This is a genomic window from Devosia sp. (assembly GCF_024707125.1).
Classification (GTDB): domain Bacteria; phylum Pseudomonadota; class Alphaproteobacteria; order Rhizobiales; family Devosiaceae; genus Devosia.
Genome location: NZ_JANQAH010000011.1, coordinates 142,234 through 156,709, shown reverse-complemented (window position 1 = coordinate 156,709; position 14,476 = coordinate 142,234). Strand labels below are relative to the sequence as shown.

Genomic DNA, 14,476 nt, shown 5'->3' with positions numbered 1-14,476 from the left:
ATGGCTATTCTTTCGCTTCGACCGGGTGCGTTTCGCACCCGCAATCCAGGCCGGGACGCCGAGACCGACCAGGCCCGAATGGAAACCGTGCGCAATGCCATTCTCATGGCTCTCGCCGATGCCCGCCGCGAACGCGACGGGCTGAAGCAGCGCATGAGCATGTATTATGCCCAGGCCGCGACCATGCTCGATACGTCCGAAGAGTACGGAATGCGCGCTGCGGCCGACGAGGCGGTGATCCGCTCGGCCGAGCAGAGCGCCTCCAATGCGCGCAAGCGCGTGTCGCAGCTCGAGCTGCAGATGGAGAAGTTTTCCGCACTGATCGGGCAGCTCGATGGGGCGCCCGCTGAAACGGCTGCGGCCGATGTCGATATTGCCTGAAGCCCCAGCCGGGGCCGCGCCGCTGATCTCGGTGGTGATGGCCAATTTCGAGGCGGGCGAGAAGATTGTTCACGCCCTCCATTCGGTGCTGCGGCAGAGTGTGTCTGACCTCGAAGTCATCGTCAGCGACGATGGCTCGGGGGATGACAGCCTTGCCCATGTGCGGCGGCTGATGGAGGTCGATGGGCGGATCAGGCTCATCACCACCGATCAGAACGGCGGACCGGCGCGCTGCCGCAACAGGGCGCTTGATGTGGCGCGTGGACGCTGGATCGCGGTGGTCGATTCCGATGACATCATTCATCCGGAGCGCTTCGAGCGGCTGCTGGCGGCTGCGGCGGCGCATGACGCCGATATCGTGGCCGATGACCTCCTGCTGTTTTTCGAAGATGGCTCTGCGCCCCGCCTGATGCTGGGCGAGGGGGTAGAGCGGAGTTTTCTGGTTTCAACGGAACACTGGGTGCTGGCGGGGACCGATGGTTCGCCAGCGCTGGGCTATTTGAAGCCGCTAGTCTCGGCAGAGCGGCTGAAGGCGGTTCGCTATGACGAGGGGCTGCGGATCGGGGAGGATTTCGACCTGATCCTGCGGCTGCTGCTCGACGGCGCTAGCATGCTGATCGTGCCGGAGCCGTTTTATCTTTATCGCCGCCATTCGGGGTCGATTTCGCATCGGCTTTCGGTTGCGGACATGGAAGCCATGGTTGGGCGGCAGAAGGCACTGGTTGGTGCTTTTGGGCCGCTCGATGGGCGGATCGAAGCCGCCTTCCGGCAGCGGCTATCGGGATTGGAGCAGGGGCTCGCCTATGAGCGGCTGGTGGCGAGCGTGAAGGCTCGCCGGCTGGCTTCGGTGCTGGGGCTGGTTGCGAGAAATCCCGGACATGTGGCGCGGCTCTGGTCTTCGTTTGCGGAAGGCCGGCAGCGGCGTGCGGCGCCGGTACAGGCCGCGTTGCCTTCGCCAGTGCTCGTGCTTGGCGCGGGAGCCGGTGAGATGGTGCCGGCCTATGTGCCGGTGTCGCTGACGGATTGGTCGGCGCCTGCCAAGCGTGAAATCTGGCGCGGGCTGGCGGCTCGGCGTGGAACGGGGGCGGTGCGCTGCATTCCGCTTGATGCTGCCGGGCGCTATGCCGCCGGGTTCATTCCCGAGGTGGTGGTGGCGGCGCCGGAAATGGCGGAGGCGTCTTGATGCAGATGCCGGCGCGCCTGACCATCAACATGGCTACTCTACTGACATTCGGCGCTTTCGCGGCGCTGGTGCTCAATGCCATGCTCGGGTCGCTGGCGGCTCTGACCTTCATGGGGTGTGGGGCGCTGCTGATGGTCAGCAATCCGCACCAGACGATCGATAGCCTGAGGCGGTGGTGGCCGGTGTTGCTGTTGCCGGCCTATTGCATGCTGACCTCGCTGTGGTCGCTCTATCCTTCCAATTCGCTGCGCTATGGGCTGCAACTGGCGTTTACGCTGGCGGTGGCCATCGTGATCACCGGGCGGGTGTCCACGTCGACGCTTATGCGGCTGATGTTCATTGTTTACGGCATCGGCGTGGTGGCCAGTCTCGCCTTTGGCAAAACTGGGCTGGGCGGCGTTTGGGTCGGTGCGTTTGGCAGCAAGAATGCTGTGGCGGCGCATATCGCGGTTTTTGCGCTGATATCGGTGGCCGTTGCGGTGGATCGGAATTCGCATCCCGTCCTGCGGCTCTTGGGCGTGGGCGGTGCGATCCTCTCGGGGCCGCTGCTGGCGCTGGCCCAGTCGGCGGGTGCTATCCTCATGCTGGCGCCCTGTATGGCCATCATTTTGCTGACGCTGCTGATCGCGCGGCTGACGGGCATGCAGAAGGTCTTTGTGGTCGTGATGCTTGTCATCGTGGGGGCGGCGCTGGCACTGCTGATCATGGTGGCGGGCGATACGCTGCTGGCGGAAATACTCGAAGGCTCGGGCAAGGATGCGACCCTGACGGGGCGCACGGATCTCTGGGCGACGGGGCTTAGCTTTATTGCCGAGCGGCCTTTGCAGGGGCTGGGCTATCGCTCGTTCTGGGTGATCGGCTTTGCGCCGGCCGAAGAGCTTTGGTCGATGTTCGACGTGCCTTCGGGCGCGGGGTTCAATTTCCACAACACCTATATTTCCAATGCCGTCGAGATCGGGCTGATCGGGCTGACGCTGCAGATCATCATCATCTATGGCGGGGCCATTGCCATGGCCGCCTATACCTTTGCCCGGCCCAATGCGCCCAATGCGCTGCTCCTGGCGCTGCAGGCGCTGATGATCCTTCGAAGCTTCATCGAGGTGGAGGTGTTCTTCGAATTCTCCATCCGCTCGATCATGGGCATTGCCACTCTCATCTATGCCGCGCAGGGGCTGATTGCCCTGCGCGCCCAATCCGCTGCGCCCGCGAGGCGCCGTCCTGGAGGTCTTTTCAGCCATGTCCGAGTACCAGCCCGGCCTCGTCCACTTCCGCACGCCGACCTATAAGCGCCCCGAGGCGCTGCGCCGCGCGCTCTATTCGATGATCGACCAATCCTGGGAGCACTGGGTCTGCGACGTCTATGACGACGACCCGGACCAGGCGGCGCGGTCCGTCGTTGCGGCGATTGGAGACAAGCGCATTCGCTATACCGCGAACACGCCGCAGCTCTTTGCTTCGAAGAATATCGACCACTGCTTTTCGGCGGACAATCCGCATGGGGCGGAGTTCTTCTGCGTGGTGGAAGACGACAATTTTATCCTGCCCGACTTCTGCGCGGCGAATATCGCGCTGGTGCGGAGCCAGGGTGTCGAGATCGTGCTGCGCAATCAGTATTTTGAATATGCCAGTGGCACGGAGCGGGCTTATGTCGGCGATGTGGGTGTGCTCGACGAGCTCTTTACCGAGGGGCTGTATGAGGCGGCGGATTTTCGCATGGCGCTGCTCGCCGGGATTGGGGTTTCCAATGGTGGGCTCTTCTGGTCGCTGAGGGCGAAATCGCCGCTTGAAATTCAGTATGGATGCACGGCGACGTTGCAGGAATATCTGCGGACTTACTCGGTGGTGGAGCCGGTCTATGTGGCGATGGAGCCGCTGGCCGTGTGGGCCGAAAATGCCGAGCAGACGACGCGGAATGCGGAGTTGAATGCCGGTTATCTCAGGCGCGAGCTGGATCTGAAGCGGTCGGTGCAGGCCTTGCGGCAGCGGGTCTGGACCGAGGCGAGTGCGGAGCAGCGTCAGCGGTTTCTGACCGATCCACGGTTTGCGACGCCGATCGGCGTGCGCGCGATGAATGTGGGCAAGGCGCTGTTGGGGCTGGGCTTGTCGCCGCATGTGTCCCCGGTGGAGGCGGCAAAGCTCCGTTCGCGTGGGATGATGATCCGGTTGCTGGGGCGGGTGACGCCGGAGTTTGAACGGTTTGTCGCTTCGCGCAATGGGATGCGGCACAGCGCATGACGGTCACTACAGAAGTGGGAGGCAAGCGGCTCGATCATCTGAAATCGGGCCGGGCTTCGGCTGCGATCAAGGGCACGATGTGGTCGCTGGTCAGTAGCCTTGCTCCGGCCCTCCTCGGATTTTTGGTGTTTTTGGCGACCTCGCGGGTGCTTACCCCGGCCGAGTTCGGGATTGTCGCCTTTGCCGCGAGTATTGCGACGGTCGGGCTGGCGGTAGCGCCGGCGGGGTTTCGCGAGGCGCTGATCCAGCGGACGGACATTGAGCCGAAACATCTCGATACCGTGTTCTGGCTTTGTGTCGGGGCGGCGGTTCTGATTTTTGGTGCGCTCTGCGTGGCGGCGCCGTTTGTGGCTTCGTCTTCGGGGGATCCGCTGCTCACGGCGCTCGTGCCATTCATTTCGGCGCGGGTGATTTTCGATATGGCGGCGGCGGTGCCCAATGCGCTCTTGGTGCGGACCATGTCGTTCCGGATGCTGGCGCTGCGGACGACGGCGGCGTCGCTCGTTGCGGCGGTTGTTTGCCTCGGATTGCTGTGGGCCGGGTTTGGGCTTTGGGCGTTGGCGGCTTCGCAATTGGCGGGGTCGGTGACGACCTGTATCGGGGCGCTGATTGCCGCGCGGTGGCGGCCGGGGTTTCGGTTCGACCTCAAGGCGCTGGGCGATCTCAAGGCGTTCGGGCTGTTTTCGACGGGCAACCACTTCATTACGACGATCAGTCTCGACCAGCTTCTTATTGGGGCCCTGCTCGGGCCGGCTGGGCTGGGTATCTATGGATTTGCGCGGCGGATCTTTCAGATTCTCACCGACCTCCTGTCGGGGGCGCTGAACCTAGTTTCCTATTCGCTGCTGTCTTCGATGCAGGGGGAGAAGGCGAAGCTGCGTGAGGCTTATCTGCTCGGGACCTTTGCGTCGTCGGTGGTGGCATTTCCGGTTTTTGCCGGGCTGGCGCTGGTGGCGGGCGATCTCATCCCGCTCGCCTTTGGCGAGCACTGGATCGAGGCGGTGCCGGTGGTACAGGCGTTCTGTGCGCTTGGCGTTCTGACCGCGGTGGGGATTTTGCAGGCGTCGCTGATCCGCAGCCAGGGGCAGGCGGATCTGTGGTTCTACTATGTGCTCAGCAAGCAGGTGGTTACGGTGCTATACGTCTTCCTGTTTGCAGGCTGGGGCCTGTTGCCGCTGACGGTGTCGCTGGTGGTGCTCAATGCGCTGATGTGGATGCCCACGCTGCACATGGTGGTGCGGCTGCTGGGCATTTCGCTGCTGTCTTATCTGGGGTCGTTTGCACTGCCGGTGTTGGCCACTGCGGTGATGTGGGGTGCGGGGTGGCTCGTGCAGCGGGAGATGGGGGAGGCTGAGCCGGTGTTGCGGCTCGCTGCGACCGTTGGTGTTGCGGCGGCGAGCTATGGAGCCGTCATCGTGGTGCTGGGCCGCGAGCGGGTGCAGCGGATGGTGGGGTTCGTGCGAAAGAAGCGCTGAGCCCTGACGCTTCTCGACATAACAGAATGTCACCCCGGCGAAGGCCGGGGCCTATCCTGAGATCTCAAGATGGGCCCCGGCCTTCGCCGGGGTGACAATCGTGGTTGGTTGGAGCGTTAGCTCACCGCTACGCGGCTGCGGACGAAGTTGTCGACGGCAGCCTGGGCCTTTTCGGTGACTTCGACGATCTTTGCGTCGCTGCTGAGCTGGGGCTCGAGGCGGGCCATTTGCTGCAGGTGCTTGGCGGCGATGCTGGTGAAGATGCGGTTGGGGATGGCGGCGAGGGGGGAGGCGTTGAATTGGCCGACCTTGCCGAGGCGACCGCCGCGGCCGGTACGGCCGATGTAGTATTCAAGGACGCTGGTGGGTTTGAGTTCGTTGAGGCGGACGTCAAGGTTGAGGGCGCCGGCCCAGTCGAGCCATTTCTTGTGGTGGCCGCCATAGATGGGGCGGGCGCCGATCCAGGGGGTGCGCAGGGCATCGGCGACGATGGCGCCGTGCATGGCTTCGGTGATGAGGAGGCGGGCGCCGCGGATCTGGCTGAGGACGGTGTCTACTGGCGCGGTCGCGTCGATCAGCGTCATCCCGGCCATGCGGCAGGCTTCGGCCCAGTCGCCGCGTTCGAGGCTTTCATAATGGGGCATGAAGGCGATGTTGACGCTGTCGTCGGGGGGCGGCAGGTCCATGGCGCGGAGGAGGATGGCGCTGTCGCAGATCGAGAGTTTGGGGTCGATGCCGAGGGTTTTTGCGGTGTTGGGGCCGCGGACGAAGCGGATGTCCCAGGTGCCATCGTTGACATCGGGCAGCCCCATATAGCCGGCATAGCCGGAGCCCATGACGAACTTACGCGACTTTTCGGGGAGGTGATCGCCGATGATGGAGCCGATGCCGACAAAAAGCTCGCTTTCGTCTTCGTCGAGAAAGCCCTTGGGCAGGAGCGCGGGCCAGACGTGGAGGTTCAACTCATCGCCGAAATTGGGCACGTGGCCGCGGAAGAATACCAGCTTCATCGAGAAGTCCTTTTCAGTCCTGGCAGAGGATGGATTGTTCGAATGCGCACTCTTGGTCGAGCGGCGTGAAGGCGACCCAGTCGACCTCCATGGCGATGGGGGCGGTCACCGGGGTGAACTGGCCCATCCAGTCGGTCAGGGTGTCCGTGCCCCAGAGGCTGAAGAAGACACGCTGGGGATTGCTCGGGATGGTCTTGGGGTCGTCCATGGTGCGGACGAGCTGGCCATTGATGTAGTAGCGCAACTGGTCCGGCTCCCAGGTGAAGGCGAAGGTGACGAAGTCGCTGTCGGAGGGATACGGGAGGGCGTGGGACTGGCCGCTGCCGATTTCGCCATCGCCGCTCTTGCCGTTGACGAAAGTGGTCGTGTCGACGTGGCCGGTGTCGCGGGTGAGGATTTCGAAGTCGATCTCGTCGTGCGGCTTGCCCTGTTGCGGGCCGATATAGGTGAAGAAGGCGGCGTTGAGGCCTGAGCCGGACGGGGTTTTCAGGCGGGTTTCGTAGGTGCCGAAGCCGTATGCTTTGCGGGTTTGAAGTTCGCCGCAGCGATATTGGCGGTCGCCTTTGGGCTGGGGCGAGAAGCCGACGCGGAGCATGCCGCCTGAAGCGGTGACCTGATCGGTGGACCAGGTGCAGTTCTGGTGAGCGCCATTGGCCCAGCCATCGGCGACGTACCAGCGAGACTGGTCGAGCGTGTCGAAGCCATCGAAGAAGGCTTCCTGGGCAAGGGCCGGAGTGGCGAGGCCGGCTGCCAGAAGGGCGAGAAGTCCAAGCGTTTGCTTCATCTCAAAATCCTCACTGTGCGAAGGCCAGGCGGGCGATGACGACGTCGCCGGAGATGAGCGGGGTGCCGATCTCGGCGGGGATTTCGGCGCCGTCGCGGATGATGGCGTAGCTATAGGAGGGGGCGGTTTCGCTTGATGCGGAGACGCCGGTGTAGAGCACAGCCTCCTGGACGAGGCCCTTTTGCGTCGAGATTTTCAGGGCAAGAGCGCTGATCTGACCGTCGACGGTTTGGCGCTCGAGTGTGAGATCGGAAATGCGCTGATCGGTCAGGCGGGCCTGTTCGCGATTGGCCGTGGCGATGGCCTGCTGGGCCTGGAGGGTCGCGGTTTCGGTATCGAGCAAGCGGGATTCAAGATCGGCCACATTGGTCTGGAGCGAGGTCACACGCGAGGAGAGAGCGAGGCCATCGTCGGAAAGGGCGGTGATCTTTTCGAGCTGGTCGCGGGCGGTTTCGAGCTGGCTCTCGGCGCTGGTCTGCTTCTGGTTGAAGGCGGTGATCTGGGTCGTGAGGAGGCCGACTTCGTCGGTGAGGGAGGTCGACTGAGCTTCGGCCTGCCGCTTCTGGGCCTCAAGGATCGCGGTCTCGGCGGCAAGGAGCGATTGGAGATCGGGATGGCCTTCGAGCTCTGGAGGGACGGGGATCTGTTCCTGATTGGCCAGTTCCGCGTCTAGCCGGGCGCGGCGGATGAGGAGGCGGGCATATTCGTCTTCGAGAACGTCGAGCGCGCCGGATGTGCTGAGCATTTCCTTTTCGGGGCGGGCCACGGCTTCAGCGCTGCGGCGTTCGCCGCCGGCGAGGGCCAAGGCCTTCACTACAGTCAGGTTGGGGGCGAACGGGTATTCGCCGGGTGAGCCGACGTCGCCCGAGACGTAGATGGGGCCGTAAGTGGAGACCTCTACGGTGACTGAAGGTGCGGTTGGCAGGCCAAGGGACTGTTGCAGGGCGGTGCCGAGATTGGCGGCCAGCTCGGTGCTGGTCTTGCCGAGGCTCTCAGTTGGGCCGACCATGGGGAAATTCACATTGCCGTCGGCGCCGACGATGTAATCGCCGCCAAGCGCGGTCCATTCCTCGAAGGTGGAATCGGCGGCTTTCCATTGGACTACCTTGATGGCCAGCTTGTCCGAAATGCCCAGGATGTAGGGTTCGGCGGCCTGCGCCGCGCCTGACGCTGCGAGCGCCAGAAGGCATACGGAGACGCGGCGCGCGGCAGAGTAAGTCCAGTCGGGGGCGAAGATCATGTCCCCATCCTTGCTTCTATTCGTGGGATGAGGATCGTCGCGATTGATCATGCCCGCAATGGGGCAGGACTTCGGGACAATCGGGGCTCATGCGGCTGACGAGAGGGTCAAGCCGTTGATTTTTCTGATCGTTCCGGGCGGAGATCGAGTATTGCCGGCTCGCTCAAGGCAGGCATGCGGGGGGCGGGCAACTCGCGGCGATCGGTGGCGCGGGCGCGACGGGTTTTGATACCGCCGGGGGCGTAGCCGAGCGAGGCGAGCCTGCGCCTTTGCTGGGGCGTGAGGGCGGGCCAGATCACGGCGCGCTGACTTTCATCGAGGCTGCCGAACTCGTCCTGATGGGCGATACTGCGGGTCTGAACTTCGAAAATGCGCGGGTCGATGGGCTCGTCCAGCTGGGCCATGCCGGCGAAGAGAACGGCCGCCGGTTGTGGGGACAATTGCAGGTTGCGTTCGAAGTAGACGATGATTTCGCCCAGTTGCAGTTCGGGCAGGGCTGCTTGCACCTTGCGGATGGCTTCCTGGCAGGTGCGCTGTTTTTGGCGGGCGGTGAGGCCATGGATATAGGCCCGAACCGAGGGGATATCGAAACGATCTCCGTCGATGACGCCGCCCACCGGATAGCGGCCGACGCAGCGCTGACAGATCCAGAGTATGTCGTCGCCGCGGGCGACTTCGTAGGTGAGGCGCTGGTGCGTCTGACCACAAAAGCCGCAGATGCTGCTGAGGGTTACGTCATCCGTTATCGCCCAGGTGAAGGACCAGGCCTTGGGATCGCCCACGGCCTCGTTCAGCGTGTAGCGAAATCGGGACATCGGCATGCTTCAGCCTCTTAGTTCATTGCGCGAGCCCAATCACGGGCGCGTTACCAAGACACGAAAACCACGGCAACCTCTGGGCCACTGGGCAACGAGATATGTCAAAAGCTGGGAGATTTGGTGGCCGAATGGCCTTCCCCTATGCGCCATGCCCCGCCGCGGCCGCAAGAATGCCTGACGTGACAATAGCATGCGGCGTTTCTCGTTCCATGCCGGCGCAGCAAGAGGGGCATGCGCATAGTGGCAGCGTTTAATTTGTGATGAGCGGATTTTGACGCTCATCAATGCCAAAGGCACCGAGGCGGCGATCCTGCTGGTTTACTCTGCTCGGAGACCGCCATGCGCCACCTGCCCATTCTGTTCGCCTTGTGCGTGATCAACCCGGTCGTGGCGGTTGCGGGAGAGGAGGTCTGCGAGGTGACTCTTTCTGCGCCCAGTTGTGTTCTTGCTGCGCTCGAAACTGCATCGGCGCAGGGTGACCCGACGGCCAAGGTGGAACTGGCCCAGGCGCTGCTCAAGGCAGGAACGCCGGGCAGCGCGGAGCGGGCGGTGCGGTTGCTTTCTGGAGTGGCGGAGCGGGGGGATGCCTGGGCCGCTATCCTGCTCGCCAATCTCTATCGGCAGGGAGAGGTGGTGGAGCAGGATGGTACCAAGGTGGTGGCGTTGCTCGAGCCGCTGGCCGAGGCGGGCAATGCGGGCGCGCTGACGGGGCTGGGGGAGCTGTACCTCGCCGGTGCGAACAAGGCGCCGAGGGATGTGCCACTGGCGGCAGAGTATTTTGAACGGGCGGCGGCTACCGGCGATTCTTGGGGCAAGTTCCAGTTGGCCTCGCTGTTGATCGACGGAGAGGGTGTTGCACGCGATATCGGCCGGGCGGTTGGCCTTCTGGAGGAGGTTAGCAAGGGTGGCGATCCCTGGGTGCTCATCACGCTGGGCGATCTCTATGCCAAGGGCCTGGCCGAGCCGGCGGAAAAGGCCATAGCCTATTTTGAGGAAGCGGCGGCGAGTGGCAATGCGGCGGCGATGACCCGGCTGGCGCAGGCGTATGAGAGCGGGCTGGGAGCCGCGGCGGCGGATCGGGCGAAATCGCGGGGATTCTGGGAGGCAGCGGTGGCAAAGGGTGACAGCTTTGCCAACATCAATCTTGCACTGCTGCTGTTGGAGGACGGTAACGAGGCTTCGGTCGATCGGGCGGTGGGGCTGCTCGATGCTGGCGCGGCGCGGGGGGAGGCGTGGCCGGCGACGATCCTGGCGGACTTGCTGGTTCGCGGGGACAAGGTCCCTCAGGACGCTCGACGCGCGGTGGATTTGCTGACGCCGCTGGCTGAAGAGGGCAATCCGGCGGCGCGGGTTGCGTTGAGCGACATCTATCTCAAGGGGGCGGGGAGTGTCGCGGCGGACCCGGGCCGCGCTTTTGCGTTGGTTGAAGCGGCTTTTGAACAGGGCGAGGCGCAGGCGGTGAGCCGTCTCGGCTTCATGCTGGTGCGCGGGCAGGGCGCGAAACAGGATGTTTCGAAGGGGTTGGGGCTGCTGGACAAGGCGGTGTCGGCGTCGACTGATCCGTGGCTTGCGATCGATGTGGGTGCGATGTTGGCCAATGGCGATGTCGTTCTGGTGGATGGGGACAAGGCGATTGCCATGTTCAAGAAGGCGGCCGATCTCGGTAGTGCGGCGGGTCTCTTTCGACTGGGGATCAGCTACAGGGACGGGGTGGGCGCGGTTGAGCCGGACCCGGTTATGGCGCGGACCTATCTCGAGCAGGCGGCCGAAATGGGGGACAATGCTTCGCGCGTGACCCTGGCGCAGATGCTGCTCAAATCCGAGGTCAGGGCGGAGATTGATGAGGGTGTTCTGCTGCTTGGGGCGGCGGCCGGGGAACACGATGTCTGGGGCACGACCAGCCTTGCCGCGCTGCTGCTCGAAGGGCGGGTGCTGCCGAAGGATGGCGCGAGGGTTCGGACGCTGCTCGAACCGCTGGCGGAAGAGGAGAATCCGGCTGCGCTGGCGATGCTGGGCGATCTCTATGTGAAGGGGGCGGAGCCGGTTGAGCCAGATTCGGCGCTGGGGCGGGACTACTATGAGCGGGCCGCGGCGCTGGGGGAATTGGGGGCCAAGAACAAGCTGGGATTGATGTTGCTGGCCGGCGAGGTGGGACCGGCAGACCCTCAGCGCGGGCTCAAATTGCTGCGCGAAGTTGCCGAGGCGGGGGATGGCTGGGCGAAAATCCAGCTTGGGGATGCGCTGACGCAGGGCGGTGCTGTTGACGTCGATGCCATGGCGGCGAGGGACTACTATAAGAGCGCGCTCGACCAGGGCATTGGCGCAGGTGCGGTGAAACTGGGGCTGCTCTATCTCAATGGTGCGGGGGCGCTGCGGCCGGACCCGGCCAAGGCCGCGGCGTTCTTCGAAAAGGCGGTTGGCGACGGCGACGACCTTGCCAGAATTCAGCTGGCGCTGATGCATTTCGAGGGGCGGGGTGTTGCCAAGGATTTGGTGCGCTCATTGGCGCTGCTGGGTGATGCCGCGCAAGACAGTGCCTGGGCCAACGGCATCCTTGGCGGGTACTATGCCGATGGTCGCTATGGCCAACCGGACTATCAGAAGGCGCGGGATTACTTTGAGCGGGCTGTTCAACTTGGTGATGCCAGCGCCAGCTTCCGGTTTGGAGGGCTGCTCGCTTCGGGGCCGCTAGCCGCCAAGTATCAGGACGAAGGGCTGGCGCTGGTTCGCGGGGCGGTGGCGGAGGGTGTGCCTGGCGCGGCGGTTGAAATGGCGCGTTTGGAAATGATGGGATTGGCCGGGGCCGAGGGCGGCGAGGCGGCGGAAGAGCGGCTTCTGGCAGAGGTTCGGAGCGAAAATCCTGCGGCCTTGCGGCTTTTGCTGCAACTCTATCGGTCGGGCGGAGGGGGGCTATCTCCGTCCATTGCCAAGGCCAGGGCGTCGCTTGACCAATATGGCGATCTGCTACCGCCCGAGGCGGCGACCTTTGAAAGCATGGCTCTTTATGCCGCTGGGCCGCCGACGCCGGATGCGATGCAGCGGGTGGGAGAGAGCTTTGGCAAGCTCGGCGCGGGCGATGTTTCGCAGGCGGTGCAGATGCTCTTCTGGAGCAACAAGAATGCCTATGTCTATGTGCTGCAACAGCAATTGAAAAAGGTCGATCGCTATGGGGGAGCGCTCGATGGGCGCCTGACGCGCAGCACCATTGCTGCGTTCAACGCGGCGTGCCGGGAGAGCGGCACCGAAACGCAGGTTTGTTCGGCCGGGCCGCTGACCCCGGACTATGCCGTGTTGATGTCCAAGCAGATATCGAGTTTCGAGGTGGGGCCGATGTCTCCGTGACCTCGCTAGGCGGCGCGGGCGCGACGGATGTCGCCCGTGATCCTGAAGCCGGACACGGCTTTTTCGATGTCGCTAGCCTGCGCTTCAGTCTGCTCGATGGCGCGGTTGGTTTCTTCCACCAGGGTCGCGTTGCGCTGGGTCATTTCGTCGAGCTGGCGCACGGCGCTGGCGACGGCCTCAATCGCCGAGGCCTGGCTATCGCTGTCGCGGGCAATTTCCTCCATCAGGGCGGTATTGGCATCGACGGCCTGGACGATGGCGCCGAGCTTGCCTGCAGCTTCGTTGACGAGCTTGGCACCGACGCCGATTTCGCTGGATGACTGTTCGATCAGGGTCTTCACGTCGGCCGAGGCTTCTGCGGCCGACTGGGCGAGGCGCCGCACTTCCACGGCAACGACGGCAAAACCCTTGCCCGCTTCGCCGGCGCGCGCCGCTTCCACCGAAGCGTTCAGGGCGAGCAGATTGGTCTGGAAGGCGATGTCGTCGATGAGGCCGATGATGTTGGAAATCTTGGCGGAGGACTGGGTGATCCGCGTCATGGCGGCGGTCGCATCGGCCATGACCATGCCGCCATCGCGGGCGGTGCGGCTAACGCTGCGGGCATTGCTGTCGGCGTTGCGCGAGCGTTCGGCGTTTTCTGCAAGCGTGCCGGAGAATTGCTCCATGGCGGCGGAGGTTTCTTCAAGGGTTGCGGCCTGGCGGGTCGTGCGTTCGGAGAGGTCCTGTGCGCCCGACAGAATTTCGCCCGTGGCGCCGCGCAGGGCCATCAGGGCGTGGCGCAGGGCGCTCATTACCGTTTCGAGCTTTTCGGCCAGGGCGTTGGTGTCGCCCTGCAATTGGGCGAAGGCGCCGCGATAGGTGCCGGACAGGCGGATGGTCAGATCCGAGTGGGCGAGGCCGGAGAGGACGCGGCCGGTTTCCCCGATGCTGTGACCAACCGTATCGACGAGGCGATTGATTGAGGCGGCGAGATTGGCGAGGGCCGGATCGTCATAGCGCGTCGAAATGCGATCCGAGAAATTGCCATCGATGGCGGCATTGACCACGCGGTTGAAGTCCTTGGAGAGCTGCTCCATCGTCTGTGCGCGTTCGAAGCGATGCGCGGCGGTGGTGTCTTCGACCTCCTGGGCGAGGAGTTCGGCTTCGCGGGCACTGGTCTGGGCCTGCTCGGAGCGCTCTTCGGAGAGATGCAGCAGCTTGTGGGTGTTGAGCGTCATCCAGATCAGGCCCGCCGCTTCGACGATGAGGACGACGGCGTGGAGCAGAATGCGCCCGATGCCGGCGCCGCCATAGAAGACGAGCGTATCGAGCGTCATGCCCAGGCCCAGATGATGAACGGCGACGACCGCGGCGCCGAGGAGAATGGCGCGTGCATCGTGCAGCAGGGCGCAAACCGCCAGCGCGGCGAAGAACACCATGTGAAGATCGACCTGGTAGGTCGTGCCGCGCGCGGCGATCAGCAGGGCCATGACTTCGCCCATCATCACCGCCACCGCCATATACCGGAATGCGGCAGACTGACGGCTGATGAAATAGGTCGCGGCGAGAGCGACAATGCCGAAGCCCGCCAGGAGGGTCGCCGGGCCATCGCTACCCTGAACCAGCCATTCGGTGACCATCGTGGCGATGGTCAGCGCGAGGGCGAGGGCCGCGACCGCAATGGTGGCGCGCTGGCGAATGGTGTCGAGTGTCATAGAGAGGCCTCCGGCCTTTGGGGGGCACAAAGGCCCTCTGCCTTGACGAAGAAGAGGGCGCCCAAAACCCGGGCGCGTGTCTGGAAGTCGGTCTGGTCAGCATAGACGACCACGACATTGCCGATCCGCGTGGGGGCGACGACTTGCGCGCCAGCCGCACGAATGATGGCCCAGGCGTGCGTTTCCTCAGTGAATGGGGGGAAAACAACCGCCATTTCGCCGGTCTCAGGCGCGGCCATCGTCGTGGAGAATGCGGCTAGGGAGGCGAGAATGGAAAAGGCAATTGCCGGTAGAAAGTCACGCATAGACGCCTC

12 protein-coding genes are annotated in these 14,476 nt (G+C 64.1%); 6 read left to right on the top strand and 6 right to left on the bottom strand.

Annotated elements, in window-relative coordinates:
* The 5 genes from NVV77_RS15885 to NVV77_RS15865 are packed head-to-tail and all read left to right on the top strand — an operon-like array spanning nucleotide 1 to nucleotide 5,274.
* Entirely contained in the window at nucleotides 1–381 is a 381-nt protein-coding gene (locus NVV77_RS15885; protein ID WP_295414930.1) for a hypothetical protein, read from the top strand.
* Complete coding sequence (locus NVV77_RS15880; RefSeq protein ID WP_295414928.1) at nucleotides 365–1,564, top strand: glycosyltransferase; 1,200 nt, start codon at nucleotides 365–367, stop codon at nucleotides 1,562–1,564. Before NVV77_RS15885 ends, NVV77_RS15880 begins: the two co-directional genes overlap by 17 nt.
* Nucleotides 1,564–2,850 carry an O-antigen ligase gene (locus NVV77_RS15875; RefSeq protein WP_295414927.1) on the top strand — a complete coding sequence of 429 codons (1,287 nt, stop codon included), beginning with the start codon at nucleotides 1,564–1,566 and terminating at the stop codon, nucleotides 2,848–2,850. The genes NVV77_RS15880 and NVV77_RS15875 overlap by 1 nt, the downstream gene beginning before the upstream one ends.
* Nucleotides 2,801–3,799: a glycosyltransferase gene (locus NVV77_RS15870; protein ID WP_295414925.1), complete on the top strand. Its 999-nt coding sequence runs from the start codon at nucleotides 2,801–2,803 to the stop codon at nucleotides 3,797–3,799. The genes NVV77_RS15875 and NVV77_RS15870 overlap by 50 nt, the downstream gene beginning before the upstream one ends.
* On the top strand, nucleotides 3,796–5,274 hold the full coding sequence (locus NVV77_RS15865; RefSeq protein ID WP_295414923.1) for a lipopolysaccharide biosynthesis protein: 1,479 nt from the start codon (nucleotides 3,796–3,798) through the stop codon (nucleotides 5,272–5,274). The genes NVV77_RS15870 and NVV77_RS15865 overlap by 4 nt, the downstream gene beginning before the upstream one ends.
* A 116-nt stretch (nucleotides 5,275–5,390) precedes the next feature.
* Here the strand turns inward: NVV77_RS15865 and NVV77_RS15860 are convergent, their stop codons facing one another.
* The 4 genes from NVV77_RS15860 to NVV77_RS15845 all read right to left on the bottom strand — a co-directional run bounded on the left by NVV77_RS15860 (nucleotide 5,391) and on the right by NVV77_RS15845 (nucleotide 9,123).
* On the bottom strand, nucleotides 5,391–6,284 hold the full coding sequence (locus tag NVV77_RS15860) for a polysaccharide pyruvyl transferase family protein (protein WP_295414922.1): 894 nt from the start codon (nucleotides 6,282–6,284) through the stop codon (nucleotides 5,391–5,393).
* A gap of 13 nt (nucleotides 6,285–6,297) precedes the next feature.
* Nucleotides 6,298–7,068 carry a family 16 glycosylhydrolase gene (locus tag NVV77_RS15855; protein ID WP_295414921.1) on the bottom strand — a complete coding sequence of 257 codons (771 nt, stop codon included), beginning with the start codon at nucleotides 7,066–7,068 and terminating at the stop codon, nucleotides 6,298–6,300.
* Between the two features lie 10 nt (nucleotides 7,069–7,078).
* A complete protein-coding gene (locus NVV77_RS15850) occupies nucleotides 7,079–8,308 on the bottom strand; it encodes a polysaccharide biosynthesis/export family protein (RefSeq protein ID WP_295414920.1) in 1,230 nt (409 codons plus the stop codon).
* A 107-nt stretch (nucleotides 8,309–8,415) separates the two neighbouring features.
* Nucleotides 8,416–9,123 carry a hypothetical protein gene (locus NVV77_RS15845; RefSeq protein ID WP_295414918.1) on the bottom strand — a complete coding sequence of 236 codons (708 nt, stop codon included), beginning with the start codon at nucleotides 9,121–9,123 and terminating at the stop codon, nucleotides 8,416–8,418.
* Between the two features lie 342 nt (nucleotides 9,124–9,465).
* Here NVV77_RS15845 and NVV77_RS15840 point away from each other — a divergent pair, with 342 nt between their 5' ends.
* A complete protein-coding gene (locus NVV77_RS15840) occupies nucleotides 9,466–12,468 on the top strand; it encodes a hypothetical protein (protein ID WP_295414917.1) in 3,003 nt (1,000 codons plus the stop codon).
* 5 nt (nucleotides 12,469–12,473) lie between these two features.
* Here NVV77_RS15840 and NVV77_RS15835 read toward each other — a convergent pair whose 3' ends face one another.
* Both NVV77_RS15835 and NVV77_RS15830 read right to left on the bottom strand, forming a co-directional pair.
* The gene (locus NVV77_RS15835; RefSeq protein WP_295414916.1) at nucleotides 12,474–14,162 is read right to left on the bottom strand and encodes a methyl-accepting chemotaxis protein; all 1,689 of its coding nucleotides are present in this window, start codon (nucleotides 14,160–14,162) and stop codon (nucleotides 12,474–12,476) included.
* A complete protein-coding gene (locus NVV77_RS15830) occupies nucleotides 14,159–14,467 on the bottom strand; it encodes a hypothetical protein (protein WP_295414914.1) in 309 nt (102 codons plus the stop codon). Before NVV77_RS15830 ends, NVV77_RS15835 begins: the two co-directional genes overlap by 4 nt.
* Nucleotides 14,468–14,476: the final 9 nt, after the last annotated feature.